This window comes from Aquabacterium sp. TM01 (assembly GCF_057808345.1).
Genome location: NZ_AP046529.1, coordinates 3364411 through 3382630 on the forward strand (window position 1 = coordinate 3364411; position 18220 = coordinate 3382630).

Genomic DNA, 18220 nt, shown 5'->3' on the forward strand with positions numbered 1-18220 from the left:
GGTGCACGCATTTGGTGCGTTTATAAATGGGGGCAGATCATTTTTCAGGGGCCTCCGCCCCTTTACGGGGACGACCGCGCGGGCGAGGTGCCAGGCGGCGTCCGGCGGCCGCCTCTACCACCGGCAGCGCGTCCGGCGCCAGCAAGGCCCAGCCTGTGCGCATGGCCTCAGCCAGGATGCGTACCTGCTGTGCCGACAGCCCCTCCTCCAGGCGGCGACGCCACGCTGCCTCGCGTTCGAAGGGCGTGTTGCCCAGCGACCAGAACACCGCATGGTCACTGATCAAGGGATCCGAGTGCCTCCCCAGGTGATGACGGGCACTGGACCAGGCATCCTCCTGCAGGGGGGAGGCGCCGCCCGCACGCTGTGCGTGCGTCTCGATCCACACCATCGCGTCGAGCACATACTGTGCCGGGTCCAGCACCGTGGCCCGGTAACGCCCCGCCCACAACCCCCCCGTCCGGCCATGGCGGCGGTTGTAAGCGCTGACATAACGGCGCCCGACCGCCTGCATGAACAGACTCAGGGAGGTGTCGTGCTCGGGCGTGAGCAACAGATGAAAATGGTCGGGGGCCAGGCAGTAAGCATGGATGCTGACCCCGTGGGTGCGTGCCGCTTCACCCAAGGTCTGGAGCAGCAAGGTGCGGTCGGCATCGTCACGCGCCAGAGCCTGGCCATCGTGAACCCCCTGCACGACGAGATGCGGCCAAGCGGCCACCCCCAACCTGGGCAATCGGGCCATGATGATCCTCGCAATGTGATGTGGGCGGATTATGGGGCGGGCGCACCATCCTGACGCGCCAGCTGGTCCGTCGTCGACGGCCCAGCACACCTCGGCTCAAGTCGAGCGCCCTCTGACCGATAAAGTGAAAATGAGGCCCCGCCGAAACGGAAGTGGCCACACTGCCCATTTTGCCCGCGCCTGCACGCTGGCAGAACGGTTAGGATGCCCATCACCCCTTGCGCCTCCATCCACCATGTTTGTTCTCATCGGTTATCTCGTCTGTCTCGGTTGCATCTTTGGCGCCTTCCTGATCCACGGCGGCAACATCTCCGTGATCCTGCATGCCATGCCCACCGAAATGATGGCCATCGCCGGTGGGGCGATCGGCGCCTTCCTGGTGAACAACCAGCCCAAAGTCATCAAGGCGGTGCTCGGCAACTTTGGCTCCCTGCTCAAGGGCTCCAAGTACACCAAGACCCGCTACCTGGAGCTGATGGCCATGCTCTACGAGATCCTGCAGAAGGTGCGCAAAGAAGGCCTGATGTCGATCGAAAAGGACGTGGACGAGCCGGAAAATTCGGCCTTGTTCAAGAAATACCCGGTGCTGGGCAGCGATCACCACGTGGTCGAGTTCATCACCGATTACCTGCGCATGATGGTCTCGGGCAACCTCAATTCACACGAGATCGAGGCCCTGATGGACAACGAGATCGACACCCACCACCACGAAGGCCACGCGCCAGTGGCGGCCGTCGCCCGCCTCGCCGGCGCCCTGCCCGCCTTCGGCATCGTCGCGGCGGTGCTGGGGATCGTGAACACCATGAGTGCCATCGGCCAGCCTCCCGCTGTGCTGGGCGCCATGATCGGCTCGGCCCTGGTGGGCACCTTCCTGGGGATCTTGCTGGCCTACGGCATCGTCGAGCCCCTGGGGGGACTGATGGAGCAAAAGCTCGACGAAGGCACGAAGGAATTTCAGGTTGTGAAAACCGTGCTGCTGGCCAGCATGCAGGGCTACGCCCCTCAGGTCGCCATCGAATTCGGTCGCAAGGTGCTGTACTCCACCGAGCGCCCCAGCTTTGCCGAACTCGAAGCCCACGTGAAAAAGAAGTAAGCCATGGCGGGCGATTCGAAAAAAGTCCAACCGATCATCATCAAGCGCGTCAAGAAGGGCGGCCATGTCGCCCATGGCGGCGCGTGGAAGATCGCGTTTGCCGACTTCATGACGGCGATGATGGCGTTCTTCTTGCTGATGTGGCTGCTGGGCTCGACCACCGAAGGCGATCGCAAGGGCATTGCCGACTACTTCAGCAACCCGGTGAAGGTGTCCTTGATGGGGGGCTCCGGTGCGGGTGACGCCACCTCCATCATCAAGGGGGGCGGCAACAGCCTGACCGAGACGACCGGCCAGCAAAACAAAGGGCGCTCGGAAACCGTCGATGAAAAACTGCGCCAGAAAGCCCTGAAAGCCGAGCAGATGCGCGCGGAACAGGCGCGGCTCAATGCACTCAAGGCCAAGGTGCAAGAGGTGATCGCCAATGACACCCGGCTGTCGAAATACCAGTCCCAGTTGCGGCTGGACCTGACGGCCGAGGGCCTGCGCATCCAGATCGTGGACGACCAGAACCGGCCGATGTTCGCCAGCGGGTCGGAGACGGTGGAAGGCTATATGCGTGACGTGCTGCGTGCCATTGGCTTTGTGCTGGCCGATGTCCCCAACCGCCTGACGATCGAAGGGCACACCGACGCCAAGCCTTTTGTGGGCGGTGAAGCCGGCTACAGCAACTGGGAGTTGTCGGCCGACCGCGCCAACGCCTCGCGTCGCGAGTTGATTGCTGGCGGCCTCAAGGGCGATCGGGTCCTGCGCGTCCAGGGGCTGTCCGCCAGCATGCTGTTCGATGCCCAGCATCCCGAAAGCCCCTTGAACCGCCGCATCAGCATCATCGTGATGAACCGCGAGGCCGAAGAACGCTTCTTCGAAGCCGCGCGCACCGCCTCTGGCAGCAACACAAGTGCCGAAGGCGAGACAGAAGCCACACCTGAAGGGTCACTCCCCTCCGGCACGGGCGCGCCGAACCGATAAACTCCCCTCCCGAAGGCATCCTGTGAGAGATGCCGGCGTTTGACACAAGGACGAGCCATGAGCAACCCCGCCGACTTCAAGTTTCTGATCGTGGACGATTTCTCGACCATGCGCCGCATCGTCCGCGGCCTGCTCAAAGAAAGCGGGTACGTCAATGCCGACGAAGCCGAAGATGGCGTGGTCGCCCTGAACATGCTCAAGAACAACAAGTTCGACTTCGTGGTCAGCGACATCAACATGCCCAACATGAACGGCTTCGAGCTGCTCAAGGCCATCAAGGCGGACGACGCGCTCAAGCACATCCCGGTGCTGATGGTGACGGCCGAAGCGCGCAAGGAAGACATCGTGCTGGCCGCCCAGACGGGGGCCGCCGGCTACATCGTCAAGCCCTTCACCAAGGCGACGCTGGAAGAAAAAGTCCAGAAGATTCTGCAAAAGCTGGCCACCACGGCTTGAGGGAGCGCCACGTGCAGACCATTGACTTGCCCGACAACATGACGATGCCGGCGGCATCGCCCGAGATCTTTCAGCAACTGGGCACCCTGACGCGGCAGTTGCATGACACGCTGAACATGCTGGGCGTGCTGCCCAATCTGAAAAGCACGGTGGACAACCTGCCGGACGCCCGCAGCCGCCTGAACTACATCGCCACCAAGACCGCTGACGCCGCGGAGAAGGTGCTCAACCTGGTGGACACGGCCAAGGCCGACCAGGAGCACATTGCCCAGGAAACGCGCAAGCTGGCCCAACTGATCACAGCTGACCCGGTCAAGGCGGTGGCCAGTGGGGCGGTGTTCAACTTCGTGCAGGATGTCGAGGCCACAACCCGACGGGTGGACGCCCACCTTACCGACATCATGATGGCGCAGGACTTCCATGACCTGACCGGCCAGGTGGTGGCCAAGGTGGTGAACCTGGCCAACGATCTGGAATCGCAGCTGGTCAAGCTGCTGGTGCAGGCCGCACCGCCGGAGCAGGCCCACAAGGTGGAGGCAGCCTTGACCCACAGCCATGAGCCGGCCCCCATTGAGCCCAAGCTCGACGGCCCGGTGGTCAACGCGATCGGCCGCACCGATGTGGTGGCCAACCAGAGCGAGGTCGACGACCTGCTGGCCAGCCTGGGTTTCTGACCCGCTACGAGGGCGCCTTCAGTGGCAATCCCCCATGGCCTCACGCACGGCCGTCACCTGACGGCGTGACACCGTCAGCCAGGCCTGGGTGGGCATGATCTGCACTGCCCAGGTTTCGCCGCCTTCTTCGTCCCCGCCATCCGCCCGGCGCTGCAGCGCCTTCATGGCACGGCGGGCCACCAGCGCATTGCGGTGGACCCGGATGAAGCGGTCGCCCACGCGAGACTCCAGCTCGGCCAAAGATTCGTTCACCGGATGCACCTCGGTGGCGGTGTGCAGGGTCACCGCTTTCTGCTCGGCCTTGAAGTACAGCACATCGGCCACGGGGATGCGCAGCATGCGCCCCCGGTCTTGCACGACGATCACGTTCGCATCCAGGGCCTGCAGGCGCGGCCGCGTCTGACGCCAGCGCTGCACGCGGCACAGGGAAGCCTGCAAACGCTCCAACCGGACGGGTTTGGTCAGGTAGTCCAGCGCGGCCACATCGAACGCGCGCACGGCGTGCTCGGCATGCGCGGTCACAAACACAATGGCCGGCGGATCGCGCAATTCGCGCAGGCGGGCTGCCAGCACCATGCCATCGAGGCCCGGCATCTGGATGTCCAGCAAGATCATGTCAGGGCCCTGCCCCACGGCGTCCTGTTCGCGCAACCAGAGCAAGGCCGCCACGGATTCGCCGAACTCGCCCACCACCTCGCACGCGGGCTCGTTCTGCGCGAGCAGCGTGCGCAAGCGCAGTCGCGCCAAGGGTTCGTCATCGATCAGGGCCACGGTCAGCGTCGTCATGCCATTTCTTTCTCGGACAAGGGCACCCTCACCCGCACCTCGTAGAGGGCGGACTCGCCCGGCGTGGCAGCGGACTTGAGGCCCGCCGCAAAACCCAGTTGCACGTCGTGCATCAGTTGCAGGCGTTGACGCACATTACGCAAGGCCATGCCGTGTCCCGGCGCAAAGGGCAAGGCGCCTTGCTGGGGCACGCTGTTGCGCACCGTCAGCACCACGTGGCCGGCCTGTGCCTGCGTCTGCACCGAGACCCAGCCGCCCTCGGCACTGGGCTCGACCCCGTGGCGCACCGCATTCTCGACCAGGGGCTGCAGGATCAGGGGCGGCAAGACGGTGGCATCGGCCGCGGGATCGAGCTGCCAGTGCACCTTGAGGCGCTCGCCAAAGCGCAGCTGTTCGATGTCCAGATAGCGGCGCGACAGCGCGATCTCGTCGGCCAAGGTGCTGCGACCCTGCGGCGCCGCCAGGGCCTGACGGAAGAGTTCAGCCAGATCCTCCAGCACCCGCTCGGCGCGCGGCGGGTCGACCTGCACCAGCGCAATGGCGGTATTGAGCGTGTTGAACAGGAAATGAGGCCGGATGCGCGCCTGCAATTCGGCCAGGCGCGCCGCCGCATGGGCCGGCATCACGCTGCGGGCGCGGTGCTTCAACCAGGCCAGGCAAGCCGCGCCCATCCAGCCTCCCGTCAAGGCGGCGGGCACCTGTGGCCAGCCCCACTGCACCGGCAGGTCGGTCAACACCTGTGCCAGCCAGGCCAGCTCCCATTGGGCCAGCACCGCCACCCCGGCGCCCAGGCCGATGGCAAACAACCACTGCACGCCCTCGCGGGCGCGTTGCAGGGGCCGTCGCGCGGCGCAGGCCAGCACCAACCACAGCAAGCTGGCCGGCAAGGTGGCCACCGTGGTTTGCGACCAGCGGTTGAAGGCCTCGCCCGCATCGGGCGCGGAAAAGGCCAGCGCCAGCGCTGTCACGAGCTGCACCGTCAGCACGACACGCAGCACCACCCCGACGTGACACACGTCGAAAAGCACAGGGGGTTGCGCAGGGGGTTGAGCGGTCGGACTGGCGCCCGAGGCCACAGGGTCATTAAAATCCATGGTTTGCACATTCTGCGCGAAGAGCGCGCTGCCGGATCCCCTCATGAGCACCAACCAACTCGACAAGAAGTCCCAGGCCTGGTCGGCCCTGTTTTCCGAGCCGATGAGCGAGCTGGTCAAGCGCTACACCGCCAGCGTGTTTTTCGACAAGCGCCTGTGGGCGGCCGACATCCAGGGCTCGCTGGCCCACGCCGACATGCTGCAGGCCCAGGGCCTGATCTCGGCCGATGACCTGGCCGCGATCCAGAAGGGCATGGCCCAGATCCGCAGTGAGATCGAAGCCGGCACCTTCGAGTGGAAGCTCGACCTGGAAGACGTGCACCTGAACATCGAAGCCCGTTTGACCCAGCTGGTCGGTGACGCCGGCAAGCGCCTGCACACCGGCCGTTCGCGCAACGACCAGGTCGCCACCGACGTGCGCCTGTGGCTGCGTGGTGAAATCGACGAGATCGGCCTACTGCTGACCGAACTGCAAAAAGCCCTGGTGGACGTGGCCGAGCAGAACACCGACGTGATCCTGCCGGGCTTCACCCACCTGCAGGTGGCCCAGCCCGTGGCCTTTGGCCACCATTTGCTGGCCTATGTGGAAATGTTCGCCCGCGACGCCGAGCGCATGATCGACCTGCGCAAGCGCGTGAACCGCCTGCCGCTGGGCTCGGCGGCCCTGGCCGGCACGAGCTACCCGCTCGACCGCGAGCGCGTAGCCCGTACGCTGGGCTTCGAAGCGGTCTGCCAGAACAGCCTGGATGGCGTCTCTGACCGCGACTTCGCCATTGAATTCACCGCCGCGGCCTCGTTGCTGATGGTGCACGTCTCGCGCCTGTCGGAAGAGCTGATCCTGTGGATGAGCCAGTCGTTCGGCTTCATCGACCTGGCCGACCGCTTCTGCACGGGCTCGTCGATCATGCCGCAGAAGAAGAACCCTGACGTGCCCGAGCTGGCGCGTGGCAAGACCGGCCGCGTGGTCGGGCACCTGATGGGCCTGATCACCCTGATGAAGGGCCAGCCCCTGGCCTACAACAAGGACAACCAGGAAGACAAGGAACCCTTGTTCGACACGGTCGACACGCTGAAGGACACGCTGCGCATCTTCGCCGAGATGGCTGCGGGCATCACCGTCAAGCCCGAAGCGATGGAGCGTGCTGCCAAGAAGGGCTACGCCACCGCCACCGACCTGGCCGACTACCTGGTCAAAAAGGGCCTGCCTTTCCGCGATGCCCACGAGGTGGTGGCCCACGCCGTGAAGGACGCCATTGCCGCCGGCGTGGACCTGTCGGAGCTGCCGCTGGACAAGCTCAAGGCCTACAACCCCGCCATCGAACAGGACGTCTACGAGGTGCTGAGCCTGCGTGGCTCGCTCAACGCCCGCAACATCCTGGGCGGCACGGCGCCCGACCAGGTGCGCACCCAAGTGGCCCGCCACCGCACCCGTCTGGCGTGATCGTCAGAAAATCACGGGCGATGCCGACTCCCGCATACGGGGAGTGGGTACCGCCCGATTTTGTTGAGCCAGCTCAAACTTACCCGTGTACGACCCGGCTACCCTCGCCCCCGTGATGGTTGTTGGCCCCGATGCCGTGTGAGGAAGTACCCATGTCAAGTTTCACCTGGTCCCCGGACATGTCGCTGGACATGCACGCGCTGGACACCCTGCACACCGAGTGCACCGACCTGATCGCTGCGGTGCTGGACGCCGACGATGACACCCTGCTCGCCCAGTGGGGCCGGCTCATCGCGCACACGGCCGACCACTTTGCCCAGGAAGACCGCTGGATGCAGGCCACCGGCTTTGCGCCGAACAACTGCCACAGCTCGCAACATGCCACGGTGTTGCAGATCATGCGGGAAGGGGCAGAGCAAGGCGCCGGAGGGAATCTGGCCATCGTGCGCCAGATGGCCCACGAGTTGACCGTCTGGCTGCCGCACCACATCGACGCCATGGATGCCGGCCTGGCCCAGCACCTGAGCGAGGTGGGCTACGACACGGTCACCGGCCACATCAGCAAGCCAGAGATGCTGCCCCAGAACACAGTGAGCAGTTGCAGCGTGGAGCCCTGCGGCACCCACGGCTGAGCCTGCACGGCCCTCGCTGAGGGCCCGTACAGGCGGGTCGGGCTCAGAGCCCGTCAACCCGCCAGTTGCGCGCGCCGCTCGCGCACCGCCTGCTCGATGCCCTCGGCATCGAGACCGCACAGCGCCAGCAGCTTGGCCGGGTCGCCATGCTCGACAAACTCGTCGGGCAGACCCAGCATCATCAAGGGCGTGTTCACGCCGGCGGCCGACAAGGCCTCGGCCACGGCGCTGCCCGCACCGCCCTGCACGCAGCCCTCTTCCACGGTCACCAGCAGGTCGTGGCTGTGCGCCATTTCCAGCAGCAGTTCGGTGTCGAGCGGCTTCACGAAACGCATGTTGACCACGGTGGCGTCCAGCGCCTCACCGGCCTGCAGCGCGGGATACAGCAAGGTGCCAAAGGCCAGGATGGCCACGCGCTTGCCCGCCACCGGCGCGTGCACCTGACGGCGCACCTCGGCCTTGCCCCAGGGCAGCGGTGAGAGGTCGGTGGGCACCGGCACCCCGGCACCAGCGCCACGCGGGTAACGCACGCACACCGGGTGGTTTTGCGCGTGCGCCGCACTCAGGGCCTGATGGCACTCGGCCTCGTCGGCCGGCGCGATCATGCTCATGTTGGGGATGCAGCGCACGAAGGCGATGTCGAAGGCGCCCATGTGGGTGGCACCATCGGCCCCGACGATGCCAGCGCGGTCCAGCGCGAACACCATGGGCAGGTTCTGCAGCGCCACGTCGTGGATCATCTGGTCGTAGCCACGCTGCAGGAAGGTGGAGTAGATCGCCACCACGGGCTTGAGACCTTCGCAGGCCAGCCCCGCGGCAAAGGTCACCGCGTGCTGCTCGGCAATGCCCACGTCAAAGTAACGTGAGGGAAACTTCTTGTGGAACTCGACCATGCCCGAGCCCTCGCGCATGGCCGGGGTGATAGCCACCAGGCGCGGGTCATGGGCGGCCATGTCGCATAGCCACTGGCCGAACACCTGCGTAAAGGTGGGCTTGGGCGGCGTGGCGGGCACGGTTTTCACCAGGCCCACGGCCGGGTCGAACTTGCCGGGGCCGTGGTAGGCAATCGGGTCGGCCTCGGCCAACTTGTAGCCATAGCCCTTCTTGGTCACCACGTGCAGGAACTGCGGGCCACCGCGGTCGCGCAGGTTCTCCAGCGTCGGGATCAGCGAGTCGAGGTCGTGACCGTCAATCGGGCCGACGTAGTTGAAGCCGAACTCCTCGAAGATCGTGGCCGGCACCACCATGCCCTTGGCGTGCACCTCCAGCTTCTTGGCCAGCTCGAACAGCGGCGGCGCGTGGCGCAGCACCTCTTTGGCGCTTTCGCGCGCGGCGGCGTAGAAGCGCCCCGACATCAGGCGAGCCAGGTGGCGGTTGAGCGCCCCCACCGGCGGCGAGATCGACATGTCGTTGTCGTTGAGCACCACGAGCATGTCGGGCATCTTGCCGTCGTGCGGCACGCCAGCGTTGTTCATGGCTTCGAAGGCCATGCCCGCGGTCATCGCACCATCGCCAATGATGGCAACCGATTTACGCTTCTCGCCCTTGAGTTGCGCGCCCAGGGCCATGCCCAGCGCCGCGGAGATCGAGGTGGATGAGTGGGCAGTGCCGAAGGTGTCGTACACACTCTCGTCGCGACGCGGGAAGCCGCTCATGCCGCCGTACTGGCGCAGCGAGGGCATGCGATCACGGCGACCGGTCAAGATTTTGTGCGGATAGGTCTGGTGGCCGACGTCCCACACCAGGCGGTCATCGGGGGTGTGGAACACATAGTGCAAGGCAATGGTGAGCTCGACCGTGCCCAAGTTGGACGACAGGTGTCCACCCGTGCGGGAAACGCTGTGCAGCAGAAAGTCCCGCAGTTCGTGGGCCAGTTGCTTCAACTCGGAACGAGACAGGTGCCGGATGTCGGCGGGCTGGTCGATCCTGGACAGCAGGGGGTAGCTCATGGTGTGCACATCCTCGGGGGATTGTTCGGGGTGTCAGTGGTCGCGATGGACAATGCGCTCGGCCAGGCCACGCAGCGCCGCGGTGGCTTCGTCGCCCAGACCACTGCGCATCAGCGCCGCCAGGGCTTCGGCCAGCAAGGTGGCAGCTTCCTGGCGCGCGCCCTGCAGCCCGAGCAAACTGACATAGGTCGGCTTGTTGGCATCGGCATCCTTGCCCGCCGTCTTGCCCAGGGTCTCCGAGCCCTGGGTCTCGTCCAGCACGTCGTCCACGATCTGGAAGGCCAGACCGATGGCGTGCCCGTAGTCGGTCAGCGCCTGCCAGATGGGGCTGTCCGCCGCCACGCCGCCACAGGCTGCGCCCATCTGCACGCTGGCGCGCAGCAAGGCGCCGGTCTTGCGCTGATGCATGTCGCGCAAGGTGGCCTCGTCGAGCGACTGCCCCACGTTGGCCAGATCGATCGCCTGCCCACCGGCCATGCCTGCCTGCCCCGAAGCGCGGGCCAACAGCCTCACCAGTCGGGCCTGCAAAGCGGGCGGCACCCCGGCGCCCTCGCCGTCATCCGGCGTCAGGACCTCGAAGGCCAGGGCCTGCATGGCATCACCGGCCAGCATGGCCTGCGCTTCGCCAAACTGCACATGCACGGTGGGCTTGCCACGGCGCAGCACGTCGTTGTCCATGCAGGGCATGTCGTCGTGCACCAGCGAGTAAGCGTGGATCAGCTCCACCGCCGTAGCCGCACGCAAGGCCGCTTCCACGCCCACCGGGTGAGCACAGGCGCCCGTGGCTTCGGCGGCCGCCTGCACCAGCAAAGCGCGCAGCCGCTTGCCCCCATCGAGCACACCATAGCGCATGGCCTCGCCCAAGCCGGCCGGGGCCGACGCGGGCACCCAATCGGACAACGCCGACTCGACACGGGCCAGCACAGCGTCTGACCACGACAGGAACGCAAGAGAATTCATGCCGCGTCCCAGGGCTTGAGTTGGCCGTCTTCCAGCACCTTGACCTGCTCCTCCACCGCCTGTAGGCGGCTGCGGCAGAACTTCAGCAACTCGGCGCCGCGCTGGTAGCTGCCCAGCAACTGCTCCAGCGGCAAGGCGCCCGACTCCATCTGGCCCACCAATTGCTCCAGCTCGGCCAAGGCGGCCTCGTACGTGGACGGCAGCGATGCCGCCTTGCTACTGGATGTCAAAGAAGATCTGGCCATGAACTCGCCTGTGGGTGCCGGTTGCGGGCAAACGCGTATTCTATTTCGTGCAGAGACCGAGCTCCGGCAATCCTGCACAACGGCCCCGGCCTTTGCCCACACATCGGGGGCGCCCCCGCCACGCCAAGCCCCGCCGAGTCTTTGACCTGCCTCAGGGTGCGGACATTGACCCCGCCCCCCGGAAAACCCCCTAAAGGGTACAATCGCCCGCTCCCCCGTTGCCTGACCTGCCGTCCTGCCAACTCTGTTGCCAGCAGGACCAGCCTCATTTTGGCTGACAGGACAGCGTCACGGCCTTTCGCCCCCTGGCCTGCCCAGGGATGTTCCAAGCCTCCGGTCGCCCGGCCTTTGATGGCAGCACCGAGGTGGGTTGACATTGGTTTTTGGAGATCCTGGGGATCATGTCTGACCTGAGTCCTGCGCTCAATGCCCTTCACCGCAGCCACACACAGCTGCCCGTGTCCGTCTATTTCGACGAATCACTGTACAAGGAGGAGCTTGCACGCATCTTTCAGTCCGGTCCTCGCTACCTGGGCCACGCCTTGAGCGTGCCCGAGGTGGGCGACTACCACGCACTGGCTCAGGAAGGCGAGGGGCGCGCCCTCGTGCGCACGCCCGATGGCATCGAGCTGATCTCCAACGTCTGCCGCCACCGCCAGGCCGTCATGCTCAAGGGCCGCGGCAACAGCCGGCACAACATCGTGTGCCCGCTGCACCGCTGGACCTACAGCCACAAGGGCGAGTTGATTGGTGCCCCGCACTTCGACCACGACCCCTGCCTGAACCTGAACAACTACAAGATCCGCAACTGGAACGGGCTGCTGTTTGAGGACAACGGTCGTGACATCGCCGCGGATCTGGCTGGCATCGACGCCCGCTTCAAACCCGGTGGTGATCTGGACTTCAGCGGCTTCGTGCTCGACCGCGTCGAACTGCACGAGTGCAACTACAACTGGAAGACCTTCATCGAGGTCTATCTGGAGGACTACCACGTCGGCCCCTTCCACCCCGGACTGGGCAACTTCGTGACCTGCGACGACCTGAGCTGGGACATGGCCCAGGAGTACTCGGTGCAAACCGTGGGGGTGGCCAGCACCTTCGACAAGCCGGGCTCGGACGTCTACAAGAAGTGGCATGACGTGGTCATGAAGTACCGCAACGGTGCCAAGCCCACGCAAGGCGCCGTGTGGTTGACCTACTACCCCACGATGATGGTGGAGTGGTATCCGCACGTACTGGTCGTGTCCAACATGTACCCGCAAGGCCCGCAAAAGACCCTCAACGTGGTGGAGTTCTACTACCCCGAAGAGATCGCGGCCTTCGAGCGCGAGTTCGTCGAAGCCCAGCAGGCCGCCTACATGGAGACCTGCATCGAGGACGACGAGATCGGCGAGCGCATGGACGCCGGCCGCAAGGCCCTGTTCGAGCGCGGCGACAACGAGGTCGGCCCCTACCAAAGCCCGATGGAAGACGGCATGCAGCACTTCCACGAGTGGTACCGCCGCGCGATGGACTTCAAGGACTGAAGCCCCGCCGCACAAACCCAAGCCGCCTTCGGGCGGCTTTTTCCTTGACCACGATGTCCTCACGCGCCTCCCCTTACGTCCAGATGGTTCTGGCCACACTGCTGTTCGCCGGCATGGGGGTGTGCGTGAAATTCGCCTCGCATGACTTCAGCACCGCGATGGTGGTGAGTGCCCGCGGCACCGTGGGGGCCGTGATCATGCTGATCGTGGCCCGCGCCACCACCACCAGCCTGCGCACGCGCGTGCCCATGCTGCATGTGCGCCGCGGGCTGGCCGGGGTGTTCGCCCTGTCCATGTGGTTCTACAGCATGGCCCAGTTGCCCCTGGCCACCTCGGTCACGCTCAACTACATGTCCTCGGTGTGGATGGCCGTGTTCCTGTTGCTGCAGGCTGCCTTCCTGGATGGGCCTCGCATCGATCGCCGCCTGATCGTGGCCATTGCCGTGGGCTTTGCCGGTGTGGCCCTGGTGTTGCACCCCACTTTGAACCAAGACCAGATGTGGGCCGGCCTCATCGGCCTGGCCTCAGGCATGTTGTCGGCCATGGCTTACCTGCAGGTCACCGCTCTGGGCAAGGCCGGCGAGCCCGAAATCCGAGTGGTGTTCTATTTCTCGCTGATGGGCTCGCTCATGGGCGCCGCCACCTGGCTGCTGACCGGCCAAGCCAATCCGACGCTGCTGGCCGACATCCCGGCCCACTCATGGCTGGCACTGTTCGGCGTGGGCGCCTTTGCCACCGTGGCCCAGTTGTTGATGACACGGGCCTATGCGCGGGGCAGCACCCTGGTCAACGCCAACCTGCAGTACCTAGGCATCGTGCATGCCGGCCTGCTGGGCACCGTGCTGTTTGGCGAAACTCTGGGGTTGGACGCCCTGCTGGGCATGGCCCTCATCGTGGGTTCGGGCATGGTCGCCGCACGGCTCAAACCGGCCCGCAGCCCCAAACCCTGACGCCGCCACCGGCGGGGCCTCAGTGATCGGCGTGATCGTGATGCACGGCTGACGCGCCCTGGGCAGCTGGCACCGCATCATGCGCCTGTCCGTGGTCATGCGAGGCATGCAGCACGCTGACAATGCCCCCGATCATGAACAGACCGGCCCCCAGCCACACGATCTGCATGACGGTATCGCGCCCGCTCAGCCGCTTTTGCAACTGCGGGATCAGATCGGCCACGGCCACGTAGACGAAGCTGCTGGCCGCCACCACCATCATGTAGGGCAGGTAGTCCTTGAACGGCCCGATCAAGAAGTAGCCCAGCACCCCGCCGGCCACGGCCGCCATGCCCGACAAGGCGTTGTAGGCCAACGCCCGCAACCGTGAAAAGCCGGCGTTGATCAGCACGATGTAGTCGCCCACTTCCTGAGGGATCTCGTGCGCGATGATGGCCAGCGCCGTGACGATGCCCAGGTGTGGATCGGCCAGGAACGCCGCCGCGATCAGCACCCCGTCGCAGAAGTTGTGGATGCTGTCGCCCACCAGCACGCTCCAGCCGCCCCGTCCCGCCTGTTCGGCGTCAAAGCCATGGTGATGGTCGTGATGGTCGTGCTCATGGTGGTGCCCATGCCGATAGAGTTCGGCCTTTTCCAGCAGGAAGAAAAACAGCAAGCCCCCCAGCAAGGTCAGGAACAGGGCCTGTGGGGGCTCCCCCGAGCCAAACGCCTCGGGCAGCACATGCAGCAAGGCCGTCCCCAGCAGCACGCCGGTCGACAGGCTCACGAGATGGCGAACGATCAAGCCCAGCAGGGGCGCAGACAGTGCCGCAGCCAGCAGCACCGAAATCAGACCGCCCAGAAAGGTGGCGGTCACGATGTAAGTCAAGGTCATGAGAACATCTTATCAATGCTGTCAACAGCACCCCGCGCGACAGGGTCAACCCGCACGCAAAGCAGCGACAATAGACCTCATGGACAAGATGCTGACCGCCAAGACGAGCAAGGCCGCTGCCACCACCCTGGAGCAGAGCCGCTACCCCGACCTGTTGGCCGCCATCGACATGGGCTCCAACAGCTTCCGACTCGAAATTGGCCAGATCGCCAAGGGTCGCTACAAGCGCATCGAGTACCTCAAGGAAACGGTGCGCCTGGGCGGCGGGCTCGACAGCCACGGCATGCTGACAGAGGAAGCCACTCAGCGGGGCTTGGCCTGCCTGTCACACTTTGCCCAGCGCCTGAAGGGCTTCGCCCCCTGGCAGGTGCGTGCCGTCGCCACCCAGACCCTGCGTGAGGCCCGCAACCGCGATGCTTTCCTGCAACGTGCAGACCGCGTGCTGGGGCACCGCATTGAGGTCATCGCCGGCCGCGAAGAAGCCCGCCTGATCTACCTGGGTGTGTCGCGCCTGCAACCCAGCGAGCTGCCGCGCCTGGTCATCGACATCGGCGGTCGCTCCACCGAGATGATCCTGGGCCACGGCCGCACTCCGATCCGCAAGGAGTCCTTCGGCGTGGGTAGCGTGAGCCTGTCGATGCAGCACTTCCCACAGGGCGCCTACACGGCCGACAATTTCCGCGCCGCGCAGATCGCAGCCGGCGCCGAGCTGGAAGAAGCGCTCACCCTGTTCGAGCGCAACCAGTGGCAGGAGGCCCTGGGCTCGTCCGGCACCGTGGGGGCCGTGTCGCAAATCCTGGCGGCCAACGGCATCACCGACGGCAGCATCACCCCCGAGGGCCTGCGCTGGTGCATCGAGCGCTGCATCGAGGCCGGCTCGGCCGAGCTGCTCGCCTTGCCTGGCCTCAAGCCGGAGCGCAAGCCCGTGCTGGCCGGCGGCCTGTGCATCCTCTACACCCTGGCCTCGCATTTCGACATCGAAGCCCTGCGCCCCGCCAAGGGGGCCCTGCGCCAAGGCGTGATCTTCGACCTCGACGAACGCGTGGAAGCCGCGCGCAACCACCGTCTGCTCGACCCGCGCGACACCTCAGTGCGCGAGTTGCAGCAACGCTTCCGCGTCGACCCCACCCAGGCGCAGCGCGTGCGCCAGCGCGCCCTGAGCCTGTGGCAGGAGCTGGCCGAGCCCCAAGCCAGCCCCGACGGCGAACACGCCCGCGAACTGGGCTGGGCCAGCGCCCTGCATGAAATCGGCATGATGGTCTCGCACCACGACCATCACCGCCACAGCGCCTACCTGCTGGGGCACGTGGACGCGTCCAGCTTTTCGCAATCGCAACTGCGCCGCCTGGCCACGCTGGTGCTGGGACAGCGCGGTGAGCTGATCAAGCTGGTGGAACACCTGCAGGATCAGGCGCTGATGTCGCAGGTGCTGTGCCTGCGTCTGGCCATCATCCTGCACCACGCCCGTGTCGACCTGCCTCCGCGGATGGTCAGCCTGCAGCGCAGTCGCGGCAAGATCAAGCTGTTGGTCAACAAGCGCTGGTCCGTCCAGCACCCGCGCGCCCTGCACCTGCTCGACGAAGAGGTGCGCCGCTGGGGCGCACAAGCGCGCCGTCAACTGGAGCTGTCGCTGGTGGCTTGAACCGGGTAGAGCCGATGCTGGCGCTCAGCGCCAGATGGCCCAGCCGATCCCCCCCAGCGCCAGCACCCAGCCCAAGGCGGCCAAAGGCAGCAACCAGTGCTTCACTCCGCCTCGCCCTGCTCCCCGCGCCGACTCCCGCCTTTCGGCGGTCAGGTCCGGGGCGTCCGTGCGTTCAATCCACTCCCGCAAGGCCTGCGACAGGCGACGCGCCGAGCGAACGCGCTGGTCACGCTCGCGGTGCATGGCCTGCGCCACGATCTCCGAGAGCGCCCGGGGCACTTCGGGGTTGACCTCGTGCGCCAAGGGCACAGGCTGGCGCAACACGGCCTCGGCGATTTCTTCCAGGCTGTTGCCGGCAAACGGGCGCTGCCCGGTCAGCAACTCGTACAACACCACGCCCAGCGCGTACACGTCCACCCGACGGTCCACCGGCAAACGGCGCACCTGCTCGGGCGACATGTAATACGGCGAGCCGCCCACCAGCTCGTGGAAGCGGCTTTGCGGGTCTTCGCGCTGTGCCAGCGACTCGGCCTGGCGGATGCGGGCGATGCCGAAGTCCAGCACGCGCGGCTGCGTGCGCCCGGTCATGAAAATGTTGGCGGGCTTGATGTCGCGGTGGATCACGCCCTTGTGATGGGCGTACGACAGGGCGTCAGCCACACGCCGCACAATCAGGGCGGCCTGAGAAGGCGTCGGGCGCCAGCCCTGGGCCAGCAAGTGACGCAGGTCCTTGCCGCGCAGCAACTCCATGGCGATGTAGGGCCCCTGCTCGCTCGTGCCGGCGTCGTACACCGTCACGATCTGCGGATGGCTGAGCCCGCCAGCGGCCCGCGCCTCGTTCAGGAACAGCGCGTTGAAGCGCTCGGGGTCCGTCATCGACGGGTCCACATGCAGGGTCTTGATCGCCACCGCCCGCGACAGCAGCGGGTCGTGCGCGGCATACACCGTGCCCAGCCCGCCTTCGCCCAGGGTGTACTTCAGGGCGTAGCGCGAGATGTGCCCGATGGTGGGCAGGCTTTCCGTGCGTCCGCGGCGCGCCTCGGTCGAGGTCTCGTCGGCGTCCGGAAACGGACGGGTCAGGATGACCGTGTCCTGGTTGTCCGGCACCAGGCGATCGACATCGACCTGGTTCGGCTGGGTGTCAGCCAAAGAGGGAGCGGGCCGCTGTGCCACGGATCGGAGCCCTCCGGCGTGCGTCAGCGCGATGCCGGCCGGGCGGCCTTGACTTCATCTGGACGCAACTGGGGCGCCAGATGATCGAGCACGCCGTTGACGTACTTGTGGCCATCGGTGCCGCCGAAGCTCTTGGCCAGTTCCACCGCCTCGTTGATGGCGACCTTGTAGGGCACGTCCAGGCAGTGGGTCAGCTCGTACACACCGATCCACAGCACGGCATGCTCCACCGGCGAGAGCTCTTCGACCGAGCGGTCGAGAAACTGCAGCAGTTGGGCGTCGAGTTGCGCGCATTGCTCAATGCAACCGTGCAGCAAGGCATCGTAGTGAGCACGGTCACAGCGTGCAAAGTCTTCCTGCTCGCGGATGTGGGCATCGACCGAACCCCCATCGCGGGTGTTCAGTTGCCACTCGTACAGGCCTTGCAAGGCGAACTCGCGCGCACGGCGGCGCGACGACTTGGCGCGGGGTGCACCCGGCGCCCCTGGTTTGCGTGCGGGGCGGCCTTGCAGCGGCGCGGACTTGGGGGTGTCGTTCGCGTCGCTCACAGCAGCTCATCCAGCAGGTTGGCCATCTCGACGGCCACACGGGCGGCGTCGCGGCTCTTTTCTTCGACACGGGCTTCGGCCTGCGCCTGATTTTCCACGGTCAGGATGGCATTGGCGACGGGCACATGGTGGTCCAAGCTGACTCGGGTCACGCCCGCGCCGCTTTCGTTGGACACCAGCTCGAAGTGGTAGGTCTCACCGCGGATGATGCAACCCAGGGCCACCAGGGCGTCAAAACGCTCGCTGTCGGCCATGGCCTGCAGGGCCACGGGCACTTCCAGCGCACCGGGCACGGTCACGTGCTGAATGTGCTTGGCTTGGACGCCGAGTGCCGTCAGTTCCTCGATGCACAGCGCCGCCATCCGGGAAGTCAGTTCGTCATTGAAGCGGGCTTGCACGATGCCGACACGCAGATCGTGTCCATCGAGTCGGCCGGCTTGTCCTTTGTCAGCGCCTTGCATAGTGT

Annotated in this window: 19 protein-coding genes; 9 read left to right on the forward strand and 10 right to left on the reverse strand. The window is 65.9% G+C overall.

Annotated features, from left to right (window positions below; all coding sequences use genetic code 11):
• Positions 1-37: 37 nt before the first annotated feature.
• On the reverse strand, positions 38-742 hold the full coding sequence (locus AC3WW4_RS15515; RefSeq protein ID WP_488829352.1) for a transposase: 705 nt from the start codon (positions 740-742) through the stop codon (positions 38-40).
• A 235-nt stretch (positions 743-977) separates the two neighbouring features.
• Between AC3WW4_RS15515 and motA the strand changes: the two genes are divergently transcribed.
• The 4 genes from motA to AC3WW4_RS15535 are packed head-to-tail and all read left to right on the forward strand — an operon-like array spanning position 978 to position 3934.
• Complete coding sequence (motA, locus tag AC3WW4_RS15520) at positions 978-1835, forward strand: flagellar motor stator protein MotA (RefSeq protein ID WP_488829353.1); 858 nt, start codon at positions 978-980, stop codon at positions 1833-1835.
• Between the two features lie 3 nt (positions 1836-1838).
• Positions 1839-2804 (forward strand): flagellar motor protein MotB, encoded by a 966-nt coding sequence (gene motB / locus AC3WW4_RS15525; protein ID WP_488829354.1) that lies wholly within the window; start codon positions 1839-1841, stop codon positions 2802-2804.
• Positions 2805-2861: 57 nt separating this feature from the next.
• Positions 2862-3260 (forward strand): chemotaxis response regulator CheY, encoded by a 399-nt coding sequence (gene cheY / locus AC3WW4_RS15530; protein WP_488829355.1) that lies wholly within the window; start codon positions 2862-2864, stop codon positions 3258-3260.
• Between the two features lie 38 nt (positions 3261-3298).
• Complete coding sequence (locus AC3WW4_RS15535; protein ID WP_488829780.1) at positions 3299-3934, forward strand: protein phosphatase CheZ; 636 nt, start codon at positions 3299-3301, stop codon at positions 3932-3934.
• Positions 3935-3952: 18 nt separating this feature from the next.
• On the opposite strand, the gene AC3WW4_RS15540 is transcribed toward AC3WW4_RS15535, so the two are convergent.
• On the reverse strand, positions 3953-4720 hold the full coding sequence (locus tag AC3WW4_RS15540) for a LytR/AlgR family response regulator transcription factor (protein ID WP_488829356.1): 768 nt from the start codon (positions 4718-4720) through the stop codon (positions 3953-3955).
• Positions 4717-5814: a sensor histidine kinase gene (locus AC3WW4_RS15545; RefSeq protein ID WP_488829357.1), complete on the reverse strand. Its 1098-nt coding sequence runs from the start codon at positions 5812-5814 to the stop codon at positions 4717-4719. Before AC3WW4_RS15545 ends, AC3WW4_RS15540 begins: the two co-directional genes overlap by 4 nt.
• 43 nt (positions 5815-5857) lie before the next feature.
• On the opposite strand from AC3WW4_RS15545, the gene argH reads away from it, so the two are divergent.
• Positions 5858-7255 (forward strand): argininosuccinate lyase, encoded by a 1398-nt coding sequence (gene argH, locus AC3WW4_RS15550; protein ID WP_488829358.1) that lies wholly within the window; start codon positions 5858-5860, stop codon positions 7253-7255.
• A 152-nt stretch (positions 7256-7407) separates the two neighbouring features.
• Complete coding sequence (locus AC3WW4_RS15555) at positions 7408-7887, forward strand: hemerythrin domain-containing protein (protein WP_488829359.1); 480 nt, start codon at positions 7408-7410, stop codon at positions 7885-7887.
• Between the two features lie 53 nt (positions 7888-7940).
• Here the strand turns inward: AC3WW4_RS15555 and dxs are convergent, their stop codons facing one another.
• The 3 genes from dxs to AC3WW4_RS15570 are packed head-to-tail and all read right to left on the reverse strand — an operon-like array spanning position 7941 to position 11041.
• Positions 7941-9836, reverse strand: a complete 1896-nt coding sequence (gene dxs, locus AC3WW4_RS15560; protein ID WP_488829360.1) for a 1-deoxy-D-xylulose-5-phosphate synthase — start codon at positions 9834-9836, stop codon at positions 7941-7943.
• A 33-nt stretch (positions 9837-9869) separates the two neighbouring features.
• Positions 9870-10796, reverse strand: a complete 927-nt coding sequence (locus AC3WW4_RS15565; RefSeq protein WP_488829361.1) for a polyprenyl synthetase family protein — start codon at positions 10794-10796, stop codon at positions 9870-9872.
• Positions 10793-11041 (reverse strand): exodeoxyribonuclease VII small subunit, encoded by a 249-nt coding sequence (locus AC3WW4_RS15570; protein WP_488829362.1) that lies wholly within the window; start codon positions 11039-11041, stop codon positions 10793-10795. Before AC3WW4_RS15570 ends, AC3WW4_RS15565 begins: the two co-directional genes overlap by 4 nt.
• 401 nt (positions 11042-11442) lie before the next feature.
• On the opposite strand from AC3WW4_RS15570, the gene AC3WW4_RS15575 reads away from it, so the two are divergent.
• Together AC3WW4_RS15575 and AC3WW4_RS15580 are read left to right on the forward strand one after the other, a co-directional pair.
• Positions 11443-12567, forward strand: coding sequence for an aromatic ring-hydroxylating oxygenase subunit alpha (locus tag AC3WW4_RS15575; RefSeq protein WP_488829363.1), 1125 nt, complete (start codon positions 11443-11445; stop codon positions 12565-12567).
• A 53-nt stretch (positions 12568-12620) separates the two neighbouring features.
• Positions 12621-13517 (forward strand): DMT family transporter, encoded by an 897-nt coding sequence (locus AC3WW4_RS15580; protein WP_488829364.1) that lies wholly within the window; start codon positions 12621-12623, stop codon positions 13515-13517.
• A 19-nt stretch (positions 13518-13536) separates the two neighbouring features.
• Here AC3WW4_RS15580 and AC3WW4_RS15585 read toward each other — a convergent pair whose 3' ends face one another.
• On the reverse strand, positions 13537-14391 hold the full coding sequence (locus AC3WW4_RS15585) for a ZIP family metal transporter (protein WP_488829365.1): 855 nt from the start codon (positions 14389-14391) through the stop codon (positions 13537-13539).
• Positions 14392-14479: 88 nt separating this feature from the next.
• On the opposite strand from AC3WW4_RS15585, the gene AC3WW4_RS15590 reads away from it, so the two are divergent.
• Positions 14480-16033 carry a Ppx/GppA phosphatase family protein gene (locus tag AC3WW4_RS15590; protein ID WP_488829781.1) on the forward strand — a complete coding sequence of 518 codons (1554 nt, stop codon included), beginning with the start codon at positions 14480-14482 and terminating at the stop codon, positions 16031-16033.
• Between the two features lie 24 nt (positions 16034-16057).
• Here AC3WW4_RS15590 and AC3WW4_RS15595 read toward each other — a convergent pair whose 3' ends face one another.
• The 3 genes from AC3WW4_RS15595 to ribH are packed head-to-tail and all read right to left on the reverse strand — an operon-like array spanning position 16058 to position 18215.
• Positions 16058-17206, reverse strand: coding sequence for a serine/threonine-protein kinase (locus AC3WW4_RS15595; protein ID WP_488829366.1), 1149 nt, complete (start codon positions 17204-17206; stop codon positions 16058-16060).
• 23 nt (positions 17207-17229) lie between these two features.
• On the reverse strand, positions 17230-17754 hold the full coding sequence (nusB, locus tag AC3WW4_RS15600; protein ID WP_488829367.1) for a transcription antitermination factor NusB: 525 nt from the start codon (positions 17752-17754) through the stop codon (positions 17230-17232).
• A complete protein-coding gene (gene ribH / locus AC3WW4_RS15605) occupies positions 17751-18215 on the reverse strand; it encodes a 6,7-dimethyl-8-ribityllumazine synthase (RefSeq protein WP_300157338.1) in 465 nt (154 codons plus the stop codon). Before ribH ends, nusB begins: the two co-directional genes overlap by 4 nt.
• Between the last annotated feature and the right edge of the window lie 5 nt (positions 18216-18220).